This window comes from Nanchangia anserum (genome assembly GCF_015240065.1).
Lineage (GTDB): Bacteria > Actinomycetota > Actinomycetes > Actinomycetales > Actinomycetaceae > Nanchangia > Nanchangia anserum.
The window spans coordinates 1,496,864-1,520,236 of the sequence record NZ_CP060506.1 but is presented as its reverse complement, the minus strand read 5'-3'; the positions used below and the strand labels follow the sequence as shown (position 1 = coordinate 1,520,236).

At 69.1% G+C, this 23,373-nt stretch carries 11 protein-coding genes and 1 pseudogene; 8 read left to right on the top strand and 4 right to left on the bottom strand.

All coding sequences use genetic code 11. From position 1 onward, the window contains the following. Positions 1-4: 4 nt before the first annotated feature. Positions 5-433, bottom strand: coding sequence for a GNAT family N-acetyltransferase (locus tag H8R18_RS07120; protein ID WP_191071358.1), 429 nt, complete (start codon positions 431-433; stop codon positions 5-7). A 114-nt stretch (positions 434-547) separates the two neighbouring features. On the opposite strand from H8R18_RS07120, the gene H8R18_RS07115 reads away from it, so the two are divergent. The 6 genes from H8R18_RS07115 (at position 548) to H8R18_RS07090 (ending at position 12,357) form a co-directional block, all read left to right on the top strand. Beyond that, positions 548-2,284: an ABC transporter ATP-binding protein gene (locus H8R18_RS07115; RefSeq protein WP_194189217.1), complete on the top strand. Its 1,737-nt coding sequence runs from the start codon at positions 548-550 to the stop codon at positions 2,282-2,284. Further along, complete coding sequence (locus tag H8R18_RS07110; protein ID WP_191071356.1) at positions 2,281-4,185, top strand: ABC transporter ATP-binding protein; 1,905 nt, start codon at positions 2,281-2,283, stop codon at positions 4,183-4,185. Before H8R18_RS07115 ends, H8R18_RS07110 begins: the two co-directional genes overlap by 4 nt. Before the next feature lie 63 nt (positions 4,186-4,248). Next, entirely contained in the window at positions 4,249-5,937 is a 1,689-nt protein-coding gene (locus tag H8R18_RS07105) for a glycoside hydrolase family 13 protein (RefSeq protein WP_191071355.1), read from the top strand. A 119-nt stretch (positions 5,938-6,056) separates the two neighbouring features. Continuing rightward, positions 6,057-8,621 (top strand): isopeptide-forming domain-containing fimbrial protein, encoded by a 2,565-nt coding sequence (locus H8R18_RS07100; protein ID WP_194189216.1) that lies wholly within the window; start codon positions 6,057-6,059, stop codon positions 8,619-8,621. Continuing rightward, positions 8,618-9,970, top strand: a complete 1,353-nt coding sequence (locus H8R18_RS09625) for a DUF11 domain-containing protein (RefSeq protein WP_194189215.1) — start codon at positions 8,618-8,620, stop codon at positions 9,968-9,970. Before H8R18_RS07100 ends, H8R18_RS09625 begins: the two co-directional genes overlap by 4 nt. Beyond that, entirely contained in the window at positions 9,868-12,357 is a 2,490-nt protein-coding gene (locus tag H8R18_RS07090; protein WP_194189214.1) for a DUF7507 domain-containing protein, read from the top strand. The genes H8R18_RS09625 and H8R18_RS07090 overlap by 103 nt, the downstream gene beginning before the upstream one ends. 72 nt (positions 12,358-12,429) lie before the next feature. On the opposite strand, the gene H8R18_RS07085 is transcribed toward H8R18_RS07090, so the two are convergent. After that, a complete protein-coding gene (locus tag H8R18_RS07085; protein WP_223875104.1) occupies positions 12,430-13,215 on the bottom strand; it encodes an HNH endonuclease family protein in 786 nt (261 codons plus the stop codon). Between the two features lie 78 nt (positions 13,216-13,293). Here H8R18_RS07085 and hrpB point away from each other — a divergent pair, with 78 nt between their 5' ends. Then, positions 13,294-15,864, top strand: coding sequence for an ATP-dependent helicase HrpB (gene hrpB / locus H8R18_RS07080; protein ID WP_227712788.1), 2,571 nt, complete (start codon positions 13,294-13,296; stop codon positions 15,862-15,864). Positions 15,865-15,915: 51 nt separating this feature from the next. Here the strand turns inward: hrpB and pgm are convergent. Beyond that, a pseudogene (gene pgm / locus H8R18_RS07075) lies at positions 15,916-17,601 on the bottom strand (phosphoglucomutase (alpha-D-glucose-1,6-bisphosphate-dependent)). A 103-nt stretch (positions 17,602-17,704) separates the two neighbouring features. On the opposite strand from pgm, the gene H8R18_RS07070 reads away from it, so the two are divergent. Further along, the gene (locus tag H8R18_RS07070) at positions 17,705-18,532 is read left to right on the top strand and encodes a glycosyltransferase family 2 protein (RefSeq protein ID WP_338088356.1); all 828 of its coding nucleotides are present in this window, start codon (positions 17,705-17,707) and stop codon (positions 18,530-18,532) included. 1,781 nt (positions 18,533-20,313) lie between these two features. Here the strand turns inward: H8R18_RS07070 and H8R18_RS07065 are convergent. Continuing rightward, a complete protein-coding gene (locus H8R18_RS07065) occupies positions 20,314-23,352 on the bottom strand; it encodes a YML083C domain-containing protein (protein ID WP_194189213.1) in 3,039 nt (1,012 codons plus the stop codon). Positions 23,353-23,373: the final 21 nt, after the last annotated feature.

The window sequence follows — 23,373 nt, the reverse complement described above, 5'->3', positions numbered from 1 at the left end:
CCGGCTAGCCGCCGTAGCGGTAGACGTTGGTCTCGCGCGCGACGAAGCCGCAGCGTCGGTAGAGCCGGTTCGCGGCCTCGCGCGAGGGGCGCGATGTCAAGTCGATGGTCTTCGCCCCGATCTCGTGGGCGTACTCGCACGCCGCCTCGACGAGCGCCGCCCCCGCGCCGTGCCCGCGTGCCGCCTCGTCGACGACGACGTCCTCGATCCACGCGCGCTTGCCCGTGGGGATGACGAAGGTCGCGAGCGTCAGCATCCCGAGGATCGCCCCGTCATCGTTCGAATACGTGAACAGGTAGACGCCGTCCTGGGCCAAGAAATCGGCGATCTCGTCGCGGGTGGGAGGGGTGGCCGAACTCGACAGCTGCGGGACCAGGTTGGCAAAGGCCGCAACCAGCGGCTCGGAAACGTCGGTGATGCGCGTAACACTCATGCGCACAGTGTACGCATGCGCGGGGCAGAAGTCGCGGACCCAGGCGGGACAGACGCCAGGCAGAGGCGTAAAGTGGGCAGGATGCTATCCCGTCATCGCCGGTGAGGAGAAGCCATGCTGTGGACGCTGACACGCACCTACGTGCGAGGCTCGCGTGTCGGCATCGTCGCCCTCATCGTCGTCCTCCAGCTCATCCAGACGTTTGCGTCACTGCTGCTGCCCTCGCTCAATGCCGACATCATCGACCGAGGCGTGGCCCGCGGCGACATCGGCCTCATCTGGCAGCTCGGTGCTGCCATGCTCGGGGTCACCGTCATGCAGGCGGCGTGCTCGGCCGGAGCGATCTATCTGGCGGCTCGCCAATCCATGGGGCAGGGGAGGTGGCTGCGCGAGCGGGTGTTCCACCACGTCCAGCGCTTCTCCACCGCCGACCTGCGCCACTTCGGCGCGCCCTCGCTCATCACCCGCTGCACGAACGACGTCCAGCAGGTCCAGATGGTCATGTTCCTCGTCTACGAGCTCATGGTCATCGCCCCACTCATGGGGATCGGCGGGGTGCTCATGGCCATTCGCCAAGACGCCAAACTGTCGCTGCTCCTGCTCGTGTGCGTGCCCGTCCTCGCCCTGACCGTCGGCCTCATCATGATGCGCCTGGGGCCGCGATTCCGCGCCCAGCAGGAGGCGATCGACCGCATCACCGATGTCCTGCGCGCCCAGCTGTCCGGCGTCCGTGTCATCCGGGCCTTCCGTCGCCAGCGCAGCGAATACGACCGCTACGACGAAGCCAATCACGAGCTGCGCGCCATCGCGCTGGCCCTGGGATCGCTCTTCGCCCTCATGTTCCCCCTTGTCTCGCTCATCATCTCGGCCTCGCAGGTCGCCGTCGTCTGGCTCGGCGGACACCGCATCTCGCAGGGCGGCATGGAGGTCGGCTCGCTGACCGCCTACCTCAACTACCTCGTCCTCATCCTCATGTCGGTGATGATGGCCTCGTTCGTCTTCACCATGCTGCCGCGCGCACAGGTGTGTGCCGAGCGCATCAACGCCGTGCTCACCTACGACCCCGTGCTCACCGAGACGACGACGCCCACGCCGATTCCCCGCGGCGCGACGTTCGCCCTTGAGGGAGCCAGCGTCCACCACACCGACGCCTCGGCCCCCGTCCTCGCCCCCCTCGACCTTGAATTCCGGCCCGGCCACACGACCGCCATCATCGGCTCGACCGGCTCGGGGAAGACGACGCTCGTCTCGCTGCTGCCGCGCCTGCGCGACACCTCCGCCGGAAGAGTCAGCCTGGGCGGAATCGACGTGCGCGACCTCGACCTGGCCGACCTGCGCTCGCGGATCGCCTACGTGCCCCAGACGTCCTACCTGTTCTCGGGGACGATCGCGACGACGGTTGCCGCGTGTGCGAGCGAGCGCATCGATCGCGACCGGTTAACCCGCGCCCTCGAGTCGGCCCAGGCCGCCGAGTTCGTCGCCGAGCTGGACGAGGGCGTCGACGCGCGCGTCGAGGCCGGCGGCAAGAACTTCTCGGGTGGTCAGCGCCAGCGCCTGGCGATCGCGCGGGCGCTCTACCGCGACGCCGACCTCTACATTTTCGACGATTCCTTCTCGGCCCTCGACTACGCGACGGATGCCAAGGTGCGCTCGGGCCTGCGTGCCCACGTCGGCGACGCCGCCATCGTCATCGTCGCCCAGCGCATCGCGACGATCCGCCACGCCTCGTGCATCATCGTCCTCGACCACGGCCACGTCGTCGGGCGCGGCACCCACGGCGAGCTCGTGACGACGTGCCCGACCTATCAGGAGATCGTTGCCTCGCAGACCGGTGAGGAGGAGCTGGCATGAGCAGACGTGGCGTTGACCCCACGGCGGCCGCCCGCGACCAGCGCGCCGCGCTGGCGGGACTCGTACGTCAGCTGCGTCCCGAGAGCTGGCGGATCGGCGTCTCCCTCGTCGTCACGGCCATCTCGGTGGTCGCCTCCGTCGTCGGCCCGGTACTGCTCGGGCGCGGCACCGACATCATCTTTTCGGGCGTGCTGTCGATGCAGGCGCGCGCCGTGGCCGCGGACGGGACCCCGATGTCGCAGGTCCCGCGAGCCGCCCGCGCGGCCGGCAAGACCCACCTGGCCGAGCTGGCGACCAAGGCCGACGGCGTCGTCGGTGCCGGCATCGACTTTGCCGCGCTGACCCGGGTGCTCGCCCTCGTCATGGGCGCCTACATCGTCTCGGCGCTGGCCCTGTGGATCGGCGGGCTGCTCATTCGCACGGCCGTCCACAACACGGGGCTGCGGCTGCGCCGCGACGTGCAGGCGAAGATCGACCGCCTGCCCCTGTCGTACCTGGACTCGCACGCGCGCGGCGACATCCTCTCGCGCGTGACGAATGACGTCGACAACGTCACCCAAACGCTGCAACAAACCCTGTCGCAGCTGTTCTCCGCCCTGCTCCAGGTGGTCGGCATCTTGGCGATGATGCTCTACCTGTCGTGGATCCTCTCATGCGCGGCACTCGCCATCATCCCGCTCACCCTGCTGGTCACGCGCTGGCTCATGCGCCGGGCACGCCCCCACTTCGGCCGACAGTGGGCCGCCACCGGCCAGCTGTCGAGCACGGTCGAGGAGGCCTTCACCGGCCAGGAGGTCGCCGCCCTGTACGGCCTCGAGGACGACTTCGCCGCGAGGTTCGCCGGCGACAACCGCACGCTCTTCGACGCAAGTTTCCGCGCCCAGTTCTTCTCTGGTCTGTTGCAACCGGCGATGTCGGCCCTGTCGAACCTGTCCTACGTCCTCGTGGCCATCGCCGGCGGCTTGCTCGTCCTCACCGGATCGCTATCGCTGGGGTCGGTCCAGGCCTTCATGCAGTATTCGCGCCAGTTCACCCAGCCGCTGTCGACGCTGGCGACGCTGGCCAACCTGCTCCAATCGGGCGCGGCCAGCGCCGAACGCATCTTCGACCTGCTGGACGCCCCCGAGATGGCGGCGGAGGTGGCGAGCGAGGAGCGCGTGGGCGAAACGTCGGTGTCGTTCGAGCACATCCGGTTTGGTTACGACCCGGACGACCCCGTCATTCACGACTTCAGCCTCGACGTGCGCCCCGGCCAGACCGTCGCTATTGTCGGGCCGACGGGGGCGGGCAAGACGACGCTCGTCAACCTCCTCATGCGTTTCTACGAGATCGACTCGGGGACCATTCGCCTCGGCGGCATCGATACGGCGGCCATGACGAAGGACCAGCTGCGGTCCCACTTCGGGATGGTTCTCCAAGACACGTGGCTGCTGCCCGGCAGCGTGCGCGACAACATCGCCTACGGGCGCAGCGGGGCGAGCGAGGACGACATTCGGGCCGCCGCGGCCGCCGCCGGCGTCGACAAATTCGTCGCGACGATGCCCGAGGGTTACGACACGCAGCTCAGCGACGAGGGCGCGCGGCTGTCGGCCGGGCAGAAGCAGCTCGTGACGATCGCGCGTGCGTTCCTCGCTGACCCGGGGATCCTCATCCTCGACGAGGCCACCTCCAGCGTCGACACGCGAACCGAGGTCCTCGTCCAACGCGCGATGGAGCGGCTGCGCACGGGGCGCACGAGCTTCGTTATTGCGCATCGCCTGTCGACGATCCGCGACGCCGACGTCATCGTCGTCATGGAACACGGCGACGTCGTCGAGCAGGGCAGCCATCACGACTTACTCGAGCGCGACGGCGCGTATGCTCGTCTGTATAACGCTCAGTTTGCCGACATGACCGACTAATGCCGGCGGGACGGTCCGAGGCCGATCACGTCATCGGAGCGGTCGGAGAGAAGGAGACGCGACGTGACCGTTGCACGCCTCGAAGCCTCCTGGTGGCGCCAAGCCGTTGTCTATCAGGTGTATCCGCGTTCGTTTGCCGATAGCAACGGTGACGGACTGGGCGACATCGCCGGAGTGACGTCGCGGGCCGACTACCTCGTCGACCTGGGGATCGACGCGGTGTGGCTGTCGCCGTTTTACCCCTCGGAACTCGCCGATGGCGGCTACGACGTCGCGGATTATCGCGACGTCGACCCCCGCCTAGGCACTCTCGCCGATTTTGACGACATGGTGCAGGCCCTCCACAGCCGCGGTATTAAGGTCATCGTCGACATCGTCCCCAACCATACGTCGCATCGCCACGAGTGGTTCCAGCAGGCGCTGGCCGCGGGGAAGGGATCCCCCGAGCGCAACCGCTACATTTTCCGCGACGGCCGCGGCCTGGACGGGGCGGAGCCGCCCACGGATTGGCGAGCGATGTTTGGCGGTTCGACGTGGGAACGCGTCGCAGATGGGCAGTGGTACCTCCACACATTCGCTCCCGAGCAACCCGACCTCAACTGGGCCAATGATGAGGTTCGCGAGGATTTCCTGACGACCCTGCGGTTCTGGTCTGACCGGGGGGTCGACGGATTCCGAATCGACGTGGCTCATGCGCTGACGAAGGATCTCACCGAACCGCTTCCCATGTGGGACGAGCTCCAGGCGATGCCGTGGGATGGGACCCACCCGATCTGGGATCGCGACGACGTGCACGAGGTCTATGCCGCCTGGCGTGAGGTCTTCAATTCCTACGATCCTCCGCGCACGGCCGTTGCCGAGGCGTGGGTCGCGGCCGATCGGGTTCCCCGCTATGCGAGCCCCGATTCGCTCGGGCAGTGCTTCAACTTCGACCTGCTGCGCGCGAACTTTGACGCCGGGGAGTTCCGCGACATCGTCACCCATAACCTGCGCCTGGCAGGCGAGTCGGGATCATCGTCGACGTGGGTGCTCTCCAATCACGACGTCGTGCGCCATCCCACCCGCTACGGGTTGCCCTTCGGCACGGTCGATGAGCACGGAAACTACCTCGTCAATCCCGGGCGCGACTGGATTCTCAGCGGCGGGGTCACCCCGGCGCTCGACGCCGAGCATGGTGGTGAGCGTGCCCGAGCCGCGACCGCCTTCATCCTCGCCCTGCCCGGATCGACGTACCTGTACCAGGGCGAGGAGCTGGGACTTCACGAGGTCGCCGAGATCGCGCCGGAGCAGCGCCAAGACCCGACGTTCTTCCGCTCCGAAGGCACCGACTACGGGCGCGACGGCTGCCGCGTCCCCCTGCCGTGGACGACGCAGGGGCCCTCCTATGGATTCGGCGATGCCGGTGCCCACCTGCCGCAGCCCCCGGAGTTCGCTACCTTCTCGGTGCAGGCGCAAGAGGGCGACGAGGCCTCGTCGCTGTCGTTCTATCGGCGTGCGCTTGCGCTCCGGCACCGTCACCAAAGCGCTGAGTCGCTCGAGTGGATCGACACGGGACACCCCGAGGTGCTGGCGTTTGAACGCCCTAACGGATGGGCGTGCGTGACGAACTTTGCCGACGCGGATGTCGACCGTGCGGCGCTGAGTCCGCAGCTGCGCGAGGTGCTTGAGGAGCGCCACATCGTCTTGACCTCGCGCGGCGACGTGGGTGAGGCGATTGCAGCACGAACGACGTGGTGGGCGGTCGCTGGTTAACAGGTGTTGCCCGTGGTAGGCACCAACGGCTAGAGTTCTCAGAGGATTCTCATCGGGCGGTCATCGCGTGCGTGCAGATGCGTCGCGGTGTCCGTTTGCCCCGTGTTCAAGGAGTACCTATGGAGACCCCGTCCCGCTCTACCGTTCCCCTATCTCTACGCCGCCGTGCGATCGCCTGTGTTGCCGTCATGGCCACACTCGGGCTGATCCTCATCGGAATCATCTCGGCGCAGGCCGGTCATGCTGCCGACTCCATGCAGATGCTCTTCCACAAAAAGACGACCGGCACCATCTCCATTACAGGAAACACGCTGTCGACGTGTTCCCCGACAGCGCGCAATTGCCCGGAGGCTCTGAACCTCACGGGACCCAGTGCGGGGAATAACTTTTTCAAGGCCGTGAGGGTCGACGTCGATGACGACCCACAGACGCAGACGTCGTCCTCGGCCCACGTGACGGTGCCGGATGGCGGGAAGGTCCTCGCGGCCTACCTGTTCTGGTCGGCCACGCAAACGCGGGCGACGGATCCCAAGACGATCAAGTTCCGCGCTCCCGGCGGCAGCTATCAGACGCTGTCGCCGTCACCGCGCGCATCCACGCTCAGCGGTGGTAACTACCGGCCGTTCTCGACCTTTGCCGATGTCACCGATATCGTGCGCACCGCCGGCTCCGGCGACTACTGGGGAGCCGACGTGTCGGCGACGTACGACCTGACGGACCGCTACGCCGGCTGGGCGCTGGTCGTCGTCATTGAGGACGAGACCATGCCGATGCGTGACCTCGCGGTATTTGAAACGGCGTCGAAGATCAGCGAGACAACTCCCGTTGAAGCGAGCATCAATGGGTTCGTGACCCCGAAGACCGGCCCGGTTCAGGCGAAGATCGGAACGGTCGCCTGGGAAGGCGACAAACACATGGGCGGCGACTGGGTTGAGCTGGATGGCAAACGCGTTGCCGACGCCCTGAGTGAATCGAACAATTTCTTCGTCGGCGTCGTCAGCAACAACGGCGTCAATCTCACCGATCGCAATCCCAACAATCCGGACACCCTCGCGGTCGACGCGAAGATTGTCGATGCCACCGGCTTACTTGAGAATCAGCAAAGCTCAGCCACCGTGAAGTTGGGTTCCAAGGGTGATGTCTTCTACCTCAGCGCGGTGACAACGCAGATCGACCTTTACGTCCCCGACATCACGCCCGAGAAGTCGGTCGTCAATATTTCGTCGGCCCAGCGCGGTGACGCCGCCGATGCGCCCGCGAAGGTCGGTGACATCCTCGAGTACACCGTGGCCATGGTGAACAAGGGGCAGGACACGGCCACCGAAACGGTCTTTTCCGATCCTCTGCCCGATCACACGACGTATGTGCCCGGTTCGCTCAAGACGATTGCCGGCGCCACGACAACGGAACTGACCGACGCCTCGGGCGACGACGCCGGCGAATTCGCCGACAACACGGTCACCGTGCGATTGGGAACCAACGCGACGGCGAGCGCTGGCGGCAATATGCCCTACAATGGCGCGCAAACCGTGAAGTTCCGCGTCAAACTGGCCGAGGACTCCGCCGGTCAGACCATCACGAACCGGGCGAAGGTCACCTACACGGGCGACACGGACGGGGAGTCGAGCACGCGCGGCTCCAACGCTCTGGCCACCCCCGTGTCCGAGGCCGCCGACGTGTCCGTGACCAAGACCGGACCGCGTCGCGTCGACGCGGGTCGCGGCATCGAATGGGAACTGAACGTGCACAACGCCGGACCGGGTCCGGCAACCGACACGGTCGTTCGCGACACGCTCCCCGCCGACATCACGAATCCGCGGATCGTTTCTCCCAGCGAGGGCTGCTCGCTGAGCGAGGGATCGGTGACGTGCCGCCTCGGCGACGTGCCCGTCGGCGACACGCAGGTCATCCGCATTGCCGCGGACATCGATCCCGCACTTGCCGACCCCGTCACCTCGGTTGTCAACGAGGCGTCGGTGTCGACGTCGACGTCGGATCCCGATCCCGGCAACAACCGGTCGAGCGCGGTGACCGCCATTGATCGTCACGCCGACGTGGCGGTGACGAAGAAGGTCACCGACAACCCGAACCCCGTTCCCGGCGAATCGGTCACGTTCGAGGTCACCGTCGCCAACAACGGCCCGTCGCAGGCCAAAGACGTCTCGGTTAGCGACCCGTTGCCCGAGGGACTCGTGGCCGTGGGGACCCCGACGACGACGCTCGGGTCGTGCTCGGCGAGCGAAGACACGATTGCGTGCGGGCTCGGCGACCTCGCGGCGGGGGAGAAGGCGACGATCACGATCACCGCGCGTGTCGTGGCGACGTGGACGGATAGTTCCGACATCGTGAACACGGCGGTCGCCCAATCCTCGCGCACCCCCGATCCCGATACGTCGAACAACTCCGCGTCGGCAACCGTGAAGCCGAAAGCGCCCCAGGCCGACATCGTCGTCACCAAGACGATGGACTCTGCCGAGATGGTTCCCGGGCGTCAGGTGACCTACAGCGTTCAGCTGACGAACAAGGGACCCTCGCGCGCTCGCGACATCACGCTGACGGACCGGCTCCCGGCGGGGCTCCACGTGAACTCCGTGTCGTCGGCCACCGACGGATGCGCGGCTGAGGGCGACGTCGTGACGTGTCGCTACGACGTCTTGGCCGTTGGGTCGCGCAGCGGACGGTGACGATCGTCGCGACCGTGGATCCCGCGGCCACCGGCACGGTGACGAACACGGCGAGTGCCACCTCGTCAACCGATGACCCCAACCCCGACAACAACACCTCCTCGGTGACGAATTCGCTGAGCCCCAAGGCGGATCTCAAGATCGAGAAGACGACGCCGCCGCGCGTCGTCTCCGCGGGTGAAACGGTCGATTTCGCGCTCACCGTGACGAACGCCGGTCCGTCGCAGGCTCGCGACGTCCACATCACCGACGTGCTGCCGGCTCCGCTCGAGTACGTCAGCGCCTCCGGACTCGGGTTTACGTGCTCGCGGGACGGGGCGCGCGTCGACTGCACGCTGGCGACGTTGGACCCGCAGGCGCAGGGACGCGTCGTCGTCAAGGCGCGCATCCCCGCGTCGGCTGCCGTCACCGAGAACACCGAGATCGTCAACACGGCCTCGGTGACGTCGACGACCCCCGATCCGAACACCGAGGACAACTCGGCGAGCCTGAAGGTCCCCACGGGAACGTCCGCCGACCTGGCCGTGACCAAGACGGGACCGGCGAAGGCCGTCGCCGGCGGCAAGATCGAGTGGACGCTCGAGGCCGTCAACAACGGTCCCTCCGATGCCGACCACGCCGTCCTCACCGACGAGCTGCCGAGTTCCATCGACCCCGCCACGGCGAAAGTGACGACGGAATCGGGGCCGCTGACCTGCGCGATTGAGTCGGCCACGGTGACGTGTCGCGCCGATCGGTTCGCGGCTGAGGCGGAGGCGAAGGTCGTCATCACGGCGAGTGTGAAGGCCGATGCCGACGGTGGCGACCTCGTCAACACAGCGACCATCGCGTCGAAGACGCCCGACCCGACGACGTCGAACAACTCGTCGTCGGCGACGACCGAGATCACGCGAAGCGCCGATGTGTCCGTGACCAAGACCGGCCCGAGCAGCGCCATCGTCGGCGACACCGTCGTCTACACGATCACGGTGGCCAACGACGGCCCGTCGAGCGCCACCGACGTCCGCGTCACCGACGCGCTGCCCACCGGCATGGTGTTCGTGAAGACGAGCGAGCCCGCGTGCACCGGAGAGGCCGGATCGCAGTCGATGACGTGTCTGTTCGCCTCGTTGGCGCCTGGACAGAAGCGAGAAATCGAGGTCACCGGGCGGGTTCTGCCGGGAACGTCGATCGACATGCCGCTGACGAACATCGCGACGGCGGACTCGAAGACCCCGATCCCGACCCGAAGAATAACCGCGGCGAGGTGGAGACGAAGCTCGAAGCCAAGGCCAAGCTCGTCATCACGAAGGAGGCCGATCCGACGACATTCACCGCGGGGAGCACCGCGACGTATCTCCTCAAGGTGACCAACGCGGGACCGTCCTCGGCAAAGAACGTCGTCGTGTCGGACACCATTCCCGAGGGCATCACCCCGACGTCCGTTCAGGGCCCCGGTCGCTGTGGCATCGACGGTCAACGCGTCACCTGTCGCATCGACTGGGCTGCGCCCGGCGAGGACGCGTCGCTGCCCATCTCGATCGCCGTCGATATCGACGACGACGTGACGGGCGAGGTCACCAACACGGCGACCGTGTCGACGGATACGCCGCTGGACCCGACTTCGGTCACGTCCGCTCGCGTGACGAATCCGGTGCGCGCGAGCGCGGATGTGCGGATCGCCAAGACGACCGACGCCGACTTCGTCTACGCCGGTACGGGAATGACGTGGACGCTGAGCGCGACGAACACCGGCCCCTCGCTGGCTCGCGACGTCGTCATCACCGACACCCTGCCCGCTCACATGGAGCTGGCGGAAGTCCCCGAGGGCTGCACGTGGAAGGCCGTCACGCGCGACCTCACGTGTCCGGTCGGCGACATTGCCCAGGGTAAGACGAAGCTCGTCGAGGTCCGCGTCAGCATCGATCCCGACGCCACGGTCGAGGGCACGGGCGGAAAGCTGACCAACCATGCGAGCGTGGCCTCGCCGACGCCGGACCCCAACACCGACAACAACAGCACGGATCGCGAGGTCGAACTCAAGCAGAATTCCACACTCTCGATCGTCAAGAGCGCGCAGACGAGCAGCGTCGTCGCGGGAGATCCCGTTCGGTGGCTCATCAGGGTCCGCAACGAAGGCCCGTCGACCGCGCACGGTGTGGTCGTGACGGACAGGCTCGACGACGCACTGTCAGTGACGTCAGCGACGTTCGGCGACGCGCAATCGTGCGCGATCTCGGGTCAGGACATCCGCTGCGAGCTCGGCGACGTGCCGGTCGGAGTGACGACGATCAGCGTGGAAACGACGACGGACGCGGCATACGAGGGCACGAGCATCGCGAACACGGCGAGCCTGACCTCGGGTAGCCCGTCGAATGCGACCCCGCCGTTGACGTCGACCACCGAGGTGTCGGTGGCTCACCTGGCCGATCTCGGGATCGTCAAGACGGCTCAGGCCGTCAACGCCCAGGGACAGCCGCTCGACGGTGCCCCCGTTGCCGGCGAAAAGGTGCGCTTCACCTTCGTCGTGACGAATAAGGGGCCGTCCAACGCGCTGGGAGCGCGGATCGAGGACGTCCTTCCGGCAGGTCTCAGCGGTATCACGTTTGAGTCGGGTGAGCAGGGAACGTGCGAGTTCTCCGATAGCTACGAGCACCCCGACGGAACCCCGATCTCCGGCAAGTTCTCGTGTGTCGCGACGTCCTCCCTGCGGGTCGGACAGACGTGGACCGTCACCATGACGGCGACGATCGATCCGGGCGCAACCGCGGCGATCACGAACACCGCTAGCGTCGGTGGGAAGTGGAACGATCCCGATGGATCGAACAACTCCTCGACGGCGACGGTGACGCCGAACAGCCGCGCGGACGTGTCGATTAAGAAGAGCCTGAGCGGCCCCGTTGTTCCGGGCACGCGGGCGAGCTGGCTGCTCCACGTGAGCAACGCCGGGCCGTCGCTGGCACGCAACGTCTCGGTGACCGATACGCTGCCCGCCGCGGTGTCGCAGGCCCGAGTCGATTCGGTGAGTTCCGACGCGCTCAGCTGCACAGTGAACGAGAGCGTTATCCGCTGCGTCGGCGACAGTCTGGCTCCCGGCGCCGCCGTCGACATCACGGTGTCGGGCCTGGTCGACGAATCGGCGAGCGAGCCGGTCGTCAATGTCGCTCAGGTGACGACGACGACTCCCGATCCCGACGGCGACAACAACTCGTCGACGGCCGGCGGGGATCCGACGCCCCAGACGTCCGTTCACGTCACCAAGAAGGCCGAGCCGCAGACCGTGGCTCCGGGCGAGGACGTGGCGTGGACGCTGACGATCAGCAACGACGGTCCGTCCGCGGCCCGCGACGTCGCGCTGACGGACGTCATCGATCGCCAGCTCACGATCGGGAAGATCTCGGCGCCTGACGGGACGACGTGCACGGTCGCGGACGCGACCCTCGCGTGCTCGACGACCTCTCTGAAGGCGGGCGAGACGGCGACGATCGTCTACCACACGACGGTCTCGGCATCTGCCGCGCCCGGCACCATCGTCAACACCGTGTCGGTGACCTCGCCCCACGGTGGCGACGGCGGTCCCTCGACTGACCAGGCGACGACGAGTGTCACGGTGCCGCCGACGCCATCGACGTCGCCGCACACGACGGCCACGCTGGCGCGCACGGGGGCATCCGGCTTCGCCGGTGCGGCGCTGGCTGTCATCCTCCTCGTCGCGGGCCAGGCGCTCATGATCGGGGCGAAGCGCCGACGCTCGTAATCGGTCTCGCAGACGGACGCGGGCGGGTCACCCAGAATGTGGGTGACCCGCCCGCGTTTATGAGGCAGCCGGTTAGCGAGTCGGCAGCGGCTGATTGGGACAGGTCGAGGCCACCTCGGCCATGGCCCGCCGCTCCGGTTCGGTGACGCTGAGCCCCCACTCGCGCTTGACCGCGACCTGGCGCGCGACGTAGGCGCAGTGATAGCCGGAATTTGCCGGCAGCCACGCATCCGCGCTCTGGGCCGATTTCTCCTGGTTCTCTTCGCCGTCCACGGCCAACAAATTGAGCGGGTCGTTGGCGAAGCGCTGTCGCGTTGGCGCATCCCAGGCGTTGGCCCCCGAGCGCCACGCGTCGGCGAGCGCGACGACGTGGTCGATTTGGATGGCCTCCGACGTCTGGCGACCGCGAGTGAACCGCATGTGTCGGCCCGTGTAGGGCTCGACGAAATCGCCCGAGACGACGATGCAGTCGTGGGTGCCCGGCTTGAAGCGCACGTTGGAGAGGTCGCGGGCGAGAACGTCGTTGCGGGTATCGCAGCCGTTGTGATCCTCATCGGCCCAGCGCACGCCGAAATCGTCGCGGTTGTACCCGCCGGGGCTCGTTTCGCGCACGGGCAGCGCCGCGATGGCCTGCGTCATGTCGGTGTGGGGACCGGCGGCGAGAATCGCGGTCGAGTCGCGCCCGAGGACGATCTCGCGTCCTCCCGGCAACGACAGGTGGGTGGGGTCGAAGTCACGCCGGCCGAGGTCGGTCATGGACGCCCAGGCCAGGACGAGCGCGACGACGAGGAGCACCACCACCGTGGGTAGGCGAGGACGGGCGCGGCGAGAGGAGCGGGAACGATACGTACGCGTCATCCCTCAAGCATCCCCCACGCGGGGCCAGCGTGGTACCGGCGCGGCGGGTGTTGAGGATCCTCGACCTATCCTGGATGGGTGAGCACGTGGAATCCCGACGCCATCTCGCGGCGTCTGCGCGGCGCCGGACTGCCCGTGAGCGGGCGACTTGACGACATCGTCGCGCGTGTGGAGGACGGACACCGCCTCGTCGTCCAGGCACCGCCGGGAAGTGGCAAAACCGCGCTCATTCCCGCCGCCATCGCCGCCTGGCTGAGCGAGCGAGGCCGGCCGGGCCGCGTCTGGTGCACGCAACCGCGCCGAGTCGCCGCACGGGCCGCGGCGCACTACGCCGCGACGCTCACGCGGACCCGCCCGGGCGAGGACATCGGCTACACCGTGCGCGGCGAACACCGGATCGGCACCGAGGCGCGCGTGGAGTTCTGCACCGCCGGCATCGTCACACGTCGCCTTGCCGCCGATCCGTTCGCGAGTGGCGCGGCGGCCATCATCCTCGACGAGGTTCACGAGCGCTCCCTCGACACCGACCTAGCCTGCGCGCTGGCGGCGGAGGCTGGTCGCGCCCGCGACGACCTCGTCGTCATCGCGATGTCCGCCACTCTCGATGCCGAGCGCTTTGCCCAGCTGCTCGGAGATGGTCGCCCGGCGCCGATCCTCACCGTGTCCACCGCGACACATCCGCTCGATGTCACGTACGCCCCGCCGCCGCGCCAGATCGTCCCCCTCGACGCGCGCGGCGTCACCGACGGCTTCCTCAGCCACGTCGCGACGACGGCGACCCGCGAGATCGCCCGTGCCGACGGCGACGTCCTCGTCATTGTCCCCGGCGCGCGTGAGGTCGACCGCGTGGCCCGCGCGATCGCGCAGGCGAATCCCGACTATCGCGTCGACCGACTGCACGGGTCGCTGCCGTTCCGCGAGCAGCAGCGCGTGTTGGATGCCGAACCGGCGGCGCGCCCGCGCGTCGTTGTGTCGACGGCGATCACCGAATCGGCGCTGACCATTCCCGGGATCCGCTGCGTCGTCGACTCGGGGCTGGCGCGCGTCCCGCGCTACGACCACGCGCGGGGAATGGGCGGGCTCGCCACCGTGCTGGCCTCGAAAGCCGCCGCCACCCAGCGGGCCGGCAGGGCTGCGCGCGAGGCCCCGGGCCGAGCGGTGCGCTGTCTCGACGAGGCGACGTGGCCGAAGCTCGCGGCGTATCCCGATCCCGAGATCGCCGTGAGCGATCTCGCCGATGCCGTGCTCACGCTGGCCGCCTGGGGTGCGCCCGGGGGAGTGGGCATCGATCTCGTCGATCCCCTCCCAGAGGCGGCACGCGAACGCGCCGTCGCAACGCTGCGGGGGCTGGGCGCGCTCGACGAGGCCGGAGCGCTCACCGACGTCGGCCGCCGCCTCCACGACGTGCCCGTCGATCCGCGCCTCGCGCGCGCTCTCCTCGAGGGGGCCGAGCGCGTGGGTGGGCGGCTGGCCGGCGAGGTCGTCGCGCTGCTGAGTGAGGATGCCCGAGGGCGCGGCGACGACCTCGCGAGCGCGCTTACCCGGATGCGTCGCGGCGAGGATCCGCAGGCAGCCTCGTGGCGCCGTCAGGCCGCCCGGCTGTCCCGCTACGCGCCCACGGGGACGCAGGAGCTGCGGGGGAGCGACGCGCTCGCCTGGGTCGTTGCCCTGGCCTACCCCGAGCGCCTGGCCCGGCGCCGCTCCACCTCCGCGCAGGGACAACGCCGCATCGGCTATGCGCTGGCTTCCGGCAGCGGGGCGAGCATCGCCGCCACGTCGCACCTGGCCGGCGCGCAGTGGCTCGCGATCGCCGATATCTCCCGCACGGGTGGGCACGCCGACGCGTCGGGGGCGGTCATTCGCCAGGGCGTGCCGATCAGCGAGGAGCTGGCGCTGAACGCCGGGCGCCACCTCATGACCTCGCGCGTGACGACGACCATCGAGCGCGGTCGTGCCCGCAGCCAGGCGGTCCGTAGCCTCGGTGCCATCGAATGCGCCCGCGTCGCCTGCGACCCCGACGACGCCTCCCTCGCACGGGCCATCGACGAGGCCGTCGCGCGCGACCGCATCGGTCCCGGACCACACGCCATCTTGTCGTGGCCCAGCTCTGCCCTCGATCTGCGCGCCCGCCTCACGCTGCTTCACGCGGCCATCGGGGAGCCGTGGCCCGACGTCTCCGATGCCCAGCTGAGGGCGAACGCTCACGAGTGGTTTGCGCTGGCCTGGCAGCGCCTGCGCGCGGGACGACGCATCCCCGCCGAGGCGAGCCTGGACGCCCTGCGCGCCCTGCTGCCGTGGCCCGAGGCCGCCCGCCTCGACGAGCTGGCGCCGACCCACCTCGAACTGCCCAGCGGGCGCCGCGCCGCCATCGACTATGGCGCAGACAAGCCATGTGTGAGGGCCAAGCTTCAAGAATGCTTCGGCTGGGCCGAGACCCCGCGCATCGCCGACGGGCACGTGGACGTGCTCATCGACCTGCTCGACCCGGCCGGGCGTGTCCTCGCCCACACCGGCGACCTCACGTATTTCTGGAACAACGTCTACCCGGCCGTGCGCGCCGAGAAACGCGGCCGCTACCCCAAGCACCCGTGGCCCGAGGACCCGTGGACGGCGCAGCCGAGCCAGCGGGTCAATCCCCGTCGACGCTGACAGACGTCGGCGGCGGCCACCGCGTGGTGACCGCCGCCGGACGTTTGCCGATTAGCGCGACAGCGCCTGCGAGACGACGACCTTTGCCTCGTCAACGACGCGCGCGAGGTGGTCCTCGCCCGCGAAGGACTCGGCGTAGATCTTGTAAATGTCCTCGGTACCCGAGGGGCGCGCGGCGAACCACGCGGTGGGCGTCGTCACCTTGAGGCCGCCGATCTCGGCGTCGTTACCCGGGGCGCGCACGAGCTTCGCCGTGATCGGGTCGCCGGCCAGCTCGTCGGCCGTGACGTCGTCGGGCGAGAGCTTCTTCAGCGTCGCCTTCTGCTCGGCGTCGGCCGGGGCCTCGACGCGCGTGTAGGCCGACGCGCCGAAGCGCTCGACCTGCTCGCGGTGCAGCTGCGACGGCGTCTTCCCCGTGACCGCGAGGATCTCGGAGGCCAGCAGGCACATGATGATGCCGTCCTTGTCGGTCGTCCACACGGTGCCGTCGAAGCGCAGGAACGACGCGCCGGCGCTTTCCTCGCCACCGAATCCCACCGAGCCGTCAACGAGACCGGGGACGAAGTACTTAAAGCCGACGGGAACCTCGATGAGGCGACGCCCCAGCGACTCGGCGACCTTGTCGATGAGCGAGGACGACACGAGGGTCTTGCCGATCGCGCAGTCGTCGGCCCACCCGTCGCGGTGGGTGTAGAGGTACTCGATGGCGACCGCGAGATAGTGGTTGGGGTTCATCAGCCCGTCGGCGGTGACGATGCCGTGGCGGTCCGAATCCGTGTCGTTGCCGGTGGCGATGTCGTAGCGGGTCTCGCCGTCCTCGTTCTTCTCCATGACGGCCAGCAGCGAGGCCATGGCCTGTGGCGAGGAACAGTCCATGCGGATCTTCCCGTCCCAGTCCAGCGTCATGAAGCGGAACGTCGGGTCGACCTCGGGGTTGACGACGTCGAGATCGAGCCCGTAGCGCTCGGCGATCGCCTGCCAGTAGTCAACCGCGGCCCCGCCCAGCGGGTCGGCGCCGATGCGCACGCCGGCGCGGCGAATCGCGGCCATGTCGATGATCTGCTCGAGATCGTCGACGTAGTTCGTCAGGTAGTCATATCGGGTGATGTCTCGCTCGTGTCGGGGTCGAGGGCCTCGCCAAAGGCCCGGCTGACCGTGTCCCACCCCTCGTGCAGGATCTGGTTGGCTCGCTCGGCGATCCACCCGGTCGCGTCGGTGTCGGCCGGCCCGCCGTGGGGCGGGTTGTATTTGAAGCCGCCGTCGCGCGGGGGATTGTGCGAGGGGGTGATGACGATGCCGTCGGCCAGGCCCGGACCCTCCAGGCGCACGCCCTCGGGCGTGCCGGCACCGTTGGCCGTGAGGATGGCGTGCGAGATCGCCGGGGTGGGAACGAAGGAGTCGCGCGAGTCCACTCGCACGTCGACGCCGTTGGCGACGAGCACCTCCAGCGCCGAGCGGTGCGCCGGCTCGGACAGCACGTGAGAGGTCACGACCGAGGAACAGCGGGCCGTCGTAGCCCATGCGGGCGCGATAGTCACAGATCGCCTGCGTGATCGCGACGATATGGGCCTCGTTAAACGCCGTATCGAGAGACGATCCGCGGTGCCCGGAGGTGCCAAAGGACACCCGCTGGGCGGGAATATCGGGATCGGGTTGGAGGTCGTAATACGCCGACAGCACCGCATCGACATCGATGAGATCTTCGGGCAGGGCAGGGGTACCAGCTCTTTCATGCATGGCGCCCATTGTCCCACCTTTTCCCCGCGAAATCAGCCGTCCCAATCGACGCCACAACCGCGTGGAGCGACGCGGAGGAGCGCGGGCGCGATAGTGTGGAGCGGTGGACCACAGCACTCCCTCGGATCCGGAGCAGCGCACCCCGGCGGTCGCGGTCATCATCCCGGCGATGAACGAAGAAGACCGCATCGCGGCCACCGTGCGCGCATCGAAGGCGATTCCCGGTGTTGACCTCATCATCGTCGTCGATGACGGGTCCACCGACGAGACGAAACTGCGTGCCCGCGAGGCCGGGGCGATCACCGTGCGCCACACAATCAACCGGGGCAAGGCCTCGGCCATGCAGACCGGCGCGAACGTCGCCGGCATGCACGACCAAGCCGAGGGGGAGCCGCGCCTCCTCCTCTACCTCGATGCCGATTTGGGCGACAGCGCGGCCGAGGCAGCCCCGCTGGTCGAGCCGGTCGCCTGCGGGCGCGCCGACTGCGCGATCGCTGTCCTCCCCCCGGCCAAAGGTGCCGGCGGCCACGGCTTCGTCTTGGGGCTGGCGCGCAGCGCCATCGAAAAGGCCGCGGGGTGGCGGCCCGTGGCGCCCCTGTCCGGGCAACGCTGCATGACCCGCGAGGCCTTCGCCGCCTCCCAGCCGTTCGCGCCCGGGTGGGGCGTCGAGACGGCGATGACGATTCGCATGCTCGTGGCGGGGATGACCCTCATCGAGGTGCCGTGCGAACTGGGGCATCGGGTGAGCACGCGCGACTTCGCGGGCGAGATGCACCGGTTGCGCCAGTGGATCGACGTGCGTCGCGCCGTCACGTCGCTGGCACTGGCGCGGGTGCGCCTGCCGCGGGCGCGTTTCGCCCAGGCTGCCGCTCGCCAGCGTGACTACGAGCCCTATTGCGCGCTGGGTGAGGCGGCGCGGGGCCGCCGCTAGCTACTCCGCCGCCCGCTTCTCGTCGCGCGCGTGGGCGCGCGAGGCGATGACGACGTCGAGGAGCAGCGGCACGGCGAGGATCGCGCCCAAGCCCGGCAGCAGGATCCCCGAATCGTTGAGGGCGAACCCGAAGACCTCGGTGACGACCCACGCGATCGTCATCGCGGTGATCCCGTCCAGGCGTGTGCGAGCCGAGGCGTCCGGTGCTGAGGGCGCCAACCATCCCCAGGCGCGAATGCGGGCGGCGCGAAGGCGCTCACCCAGGCGGCGGCCCGGCGTCGGCGCGGGCGCCGGCGTGGCGCGCAGCCCGAAGGCGAGGGTGCCCGCGGCGAGGACGAGCGCGGCGAGGACGACCCACCGGTGTCCCGACCACGTCAGCGCCGCCAGGTTCGCCCCGAGTTTGCGGGTGATGATCGGCACGAGGTCGCCGTGCAGGCTCGACTCGATGAATCGGCCGAGGTGGGTGCGCGAGGCGGGGGGACGCAGCCAGTCGGCGACGGCCAGTCCGACGCCGACGAGGGCGGTGCCCCCGAGTGCGAGGACCAGTTTACGCCACGACAGGCGCGCCCGCGCCAACAGTATGGCGCCGACGGCGATCCCCGGCAGCAGCGACAGCGGGCCGCCGAAGTCGGCACCGAGGTTCGGCGCGCCGTCGATAATGACGAGGACGATTCCGGCACCGACGAAGACGGCGAGCCCGCCGAGGCGGTGCCCCCGATCGATGAGCCACGCGGCACCGAGGCCGACGGAGAAGAAGAACCCCGTCGCCATGAGGGTGTACGCCTCGTTGCCGGCGCCGTAGAAGCGCGCGCCAGCCAGCGAATTGAAGCCGAGCGGCGCGTCGATGAGGGCCTGCGACCCCGTCGCAATGTCGAGGGCAAGCAGCGCCATCGTTGCCCCGCTGATGGCGATCATCGGTCCCAGCGGCGAGCGCCAGGCGAGGAGGGCGAGAGTGGCGAGGATAGCCCCGAGACCCCACGTTCCCCAGCCGAGCACCGCTGAGGGCGAGGCTGCTCGCCACCACGGCGTCAACGACACGAGGAAGGCCGCCACCGGTTGGGCGGCAAGCGTCAGGCACACCAGCCGACCTAGGACGCGCTCGCTGCCACGTCCGCCCGGGATCGTCGGTACCAGGCGACGATAGACGGGACGAATCGTCGCGATAGCCGCGAGCAGGAAGATGAGCGTCGCCGCCGAACGCAGCGGCGTGTGGAAGGCATTGCGCGCCGTCGAGATCGCGCTCGCGCGCGTCGAATCGTTGAGAACCTTCGTCCAGCGCGCCTGCGGTTGAGAGCCCAGGGCAACACCGGAGATGACGGAGCCGGCCGGCTCGACGAGATCGCTCGAATCGAGTCCGACGGATGCGGCGATGCTGACTCCGACGTCGGCCAGCTGCACCATCCCGGCCTGACGCACGGAACCCGAGTGGCCGAGCCCGCCCGATCCCTTCGGCGTGATAATCATCCCGGCCCCCATCTCGCGTGAGGGCGACGCCGTCGTCGTCGAGACGACGATGACGGTGACATCGCGGGGAAGCCCAGCCAAGATCGTGGCGAGCCGGCGTTCCTGTTGGGCCGCCTGCGCGGCCTGGATGCGCCAGGCTCGCCCGCCGGTGGCCGAGAGGTCCACGCTTCGGTGCGGCAGGATCCCCGGGTGGGAACGCACGAGGTCGCCAATCGGGGTCCCGCTGGCACCGCGGAGCGGGTTGAGCGCGGCGCTGACTTCGGTAATCGGCTGGTCGACGATGGTGGCGGGATCCTCCCCGCGCGCCTCGGCGGCGGCTAGCTCGGTGTGGCGGATGCGCGCGGCCGCCTGAATCTGTCGGGTGGGATCGTCGTTGACCGAGGCCGCCTCGGCGTCGACGACGGTGAGGCGGTGCTGCGAGACCGAGGCGGCAACCGCGTCGGCCATATCGGCATCCGAGGTCGGGCGCTCCTGCACCGTGGCGGCCACCGACCCGTTGGAGCGGGCAAGCACCGCGGCGGCGTTACCCCCGATCGCGTGAGCATCGACATGGTGCTTCGCCACGGCGTCGCCCAGCGCCCCCAGGCGCGACGTGTGCGATCCAGCGGCCTCGGCGGCCCGGAAATACTCCCAGCCGGCCACGGGCTCGCCCTCGCGCGGTAACGGGATATCCATGCACAGGTCGCGGCCTCCCAGTGAGCGCGAGGACACGGGAGCCGCCGCGTTGGTAGCGAGGAACGCGTCGAGGGGACACGATCCCGAGGATGTGCGCAGGGGAATGACGTTGAACATCCACGAGCGATCGATCTGCGCACCCAGCCCGGTGTCGGCGGCGTAGCGCAGGCGCTGCCACGATAGGGAATGGGTGTAGAGGACGACCGTGCGGTGAGCGCTGAGTTCCTCGCGGTCGCCGCTCGAACTCGGCGTCGGGGAGGGGCCGAGCAGCGTCGCGACGACGGCGCCGATGCCGATGAGGGAGAGAACCGCCACGGCGGCACCGCGCCACTTCGGGAGCCTCGGTGCCGCGGGCAGGGGCAGCGACGCCGTGAGCAGCCCGGCACAGAAGAGGGGCAGGGCGATGAGCGCGGCGGCACCCACGATGATGAGTCCCGAGTCATTGACGAGGGCCGCCAGGATCGTCGACAGCAGCCCGGCCGCGGCCAGGGGCGTGAGGCCGGGGACGCGGCGCAGACCGGTGAGGACCGCACGCACGTCGGGACGCTGACGCATGCGGGTGAGGCGGCGCAATCCCCACGCGATGGCGAGGGCGACGACGACGGCGAGAATGAGAGAGACGATGCCGAGGCCAGAGCCGATGAACGTCCCCACCATCGCCGCGATCTTGTGATGGAAGGCCGCGCCGCCGTGGCCCTCAGCGAGCGCGGCGACGAAGCTCCCCGCGTGCGAGCGCTCCTGCGCGGGGCGGGCAAAATCGCGCAGCCCGAAGTGGGTGAGGATCCGAGGGTGAGCAGGGCAATCCACACGATGTCGATGCGGCGCAGGTAGCCGCGAATGAGGAGGATCGTCAGGACGAGGACGCCGGGCGTCAGCGCGAGAGGACCGCCGACGTCGGCCCCCAGCGAGGCCGCCCCGTCGATCGAGACGACCCACATGCCGCCCGCCGCCGCCACGATCAGCCCCGCCAGGCGGTAGCCGCGACGCACGAGGAGCGAGCCGATGAGGGCAGCAGCAGTGAGGGTGAGGACGACGACGAGAGCGAACTGGGTGTTGCCGATCCCGTAGAAGCGCGCCCCGAGCAGCGATGAGGAGCCCATGACGGCATCGAGGCTCAGCCGCGACGCCCGCGCCCCGCCCACGAGCAACCCGGTGAGGGCGAGCGTGATGACGATGAGGCCGACCCAGCGGGTGTCGTCGTGCTCGGGCGCCAGCGCGCGGACGAGCTGGGCGACGCCGGCGGCGACGGCGACGATGACGAGCGAGATCAGCGCCGTGACGGCGAGCACGGCGAGCATCGCTGGCACCGGCGCCCCCGAGGACAGCCGCCACCACGGCACGAGGTTGGCGAGGAACGTCGAGGGCGGCGCGCACGCGGCGATAAGCGCGAGGACGGTGAGGATGCGCCGGCGACGCCTCGGCAGGTTACCCAGGCGATGGGCGAAGACGAGGCGAATGAGCAGGAACAGACAGGCGAGGGCGACCACCGCCAAGACGACCATGACGAGGGGCTGGATCGACAAGGTGACACGGGCGTGCAGCGCGGCATCGGCCAGCCGATCGATCCGCTCCTCGAGCTGGGAACTAGCGAGCGCGGAGGCGGCGTCCTCGTTCGAGAGCGCGAGCCGGGTGCCGCCCCCGCCGGTGATCGCCATGCCCTGCCCCTCGCTCGTCACGGGCAGCCCTGCCGAGGTGAGGATGAGCTGGGTGATGTCGGCGGTGAGAACCAGCCCGTTTGTCCGCGTCGATCCCGAGCGCGCATAGCCGCTCGTCATGGCGTCGGTCGACAAAATGGTGGCTTGCAGGCTCGACAGCGACGTCCCATCGGCCAACGAGGTGATGATGACCTGGGTGTTGTCGTCGAGCTCGGCGACGATCGTGTTGAGCCGAGTCAGCAGCCGCGTCGCGCGGCGGGTGTCCGTGGGTGGGGGAGCGGCGAAACCCTCCCACGTGTCGGTCGCGGAGTGACCGGGGGTGGCAACCTGGAGGTCGGGAACGTCGACGTCGGCGTCGACGACGGTCACGCGCGTTGACGATGCGGCCTCGGCGACCTGGCGGGCCAGCTCGCCATCGGAGGCCGCGGCGGCTTCGCCGGCAGCGGGGTGCGTCGGGGTTCCCAGGGCGATGCGCGCGCCCGGGCCGATGGCGCGCGTCGAGATCCCAAACGCCTCCAACGCCTGCCCCAACAGCCCGAGGTGGGCATCGTCGGGACCTCCCAGACCGTCGGCGGGCATGCCGTGGTCGGCAACATCGGCCACGTTGGGGCACGTCCCCTCCGCACGCCCCGCGCGATCCGACAGGCGCTGCGAGGCTTGCAGACTCAACCAGCCGTCGACCGGGCACGCCACCTGGTCGGCTCCGCGCACGACCTGGTTGGCGATCGCGCCCGTGGACGCGCGCTCGGCGAGCGCCGGATAGCGCGAGATGTCGCGCAGATCCGCGCTCGTCAATCCGCTGACCCCGATGACGACGAGGGGCGAGCGAGCACCCGGCGTGATCTCGTTGTCAGCCGTCGGATAGATCGCTCGCTGGGCGCGGCTCATCGCCACCGGCGCCTCGCTCTCACGCGGTGCCTCGTGCACGATCCCGGCGATGCGCACGGCGTCCCCGATGAGCAGCGCGATGACGGCAACCGCGATGACGACGAACGCGTGTCGCATCCGTATGCTGGCTCGACCCATGCGCACCAGTGTAGGGCGACT

What these genes read in the sequence shown, in the direction of transcription:
- H8R18_RS07120 (WP_191071358.1), bottom strand. Translation starts at nt 433, where the DNA reads ATGAGTGTTACGCGCATCACCGACGTTTCCGAGCCGCTGGTTGCGGCC.
- H8R18_RS07115 (WP_194189217.1), top strand. Translation starts at nt 548, where the DNA reads ATGCTGTGGACGCTGACACGCACCTACGTGCGAGGCTCGCGTGTCGGC.
- H8R18_RS07110 (WP_191071356.1), top strand. Translation starts at nt 2,281, where the DNA reads ATGAGCAGACGTGGCGTTGACCCCACGGCGGCCGCCCGCGACCAGCGC.
- H8R18_RS07100 (WP_194189216.1), top strand. Translation starts at nt 6,057, where the DNA reads ATGGAGACCCCGTCCCGCTCTACCGTTCCCCTATCTCTACGCCGCCGT.
- H8R18_RS07085 (WP_223875104.1), bottom strand. Translation starts at nt 13,215, where the DNA reads ATGACGCGTACGTATCGTTCCCGCTCCTCTCGCCGCGCCCGTCCTCGC.
- H8R18_RS07065 (WP_194189213.1), bottom strand. Translation starts at nt 23,352, where the DNA reads ATGGGTCGAGCCAGCATACGGATGCGACACGCGTTCGTCGTCATCGCG.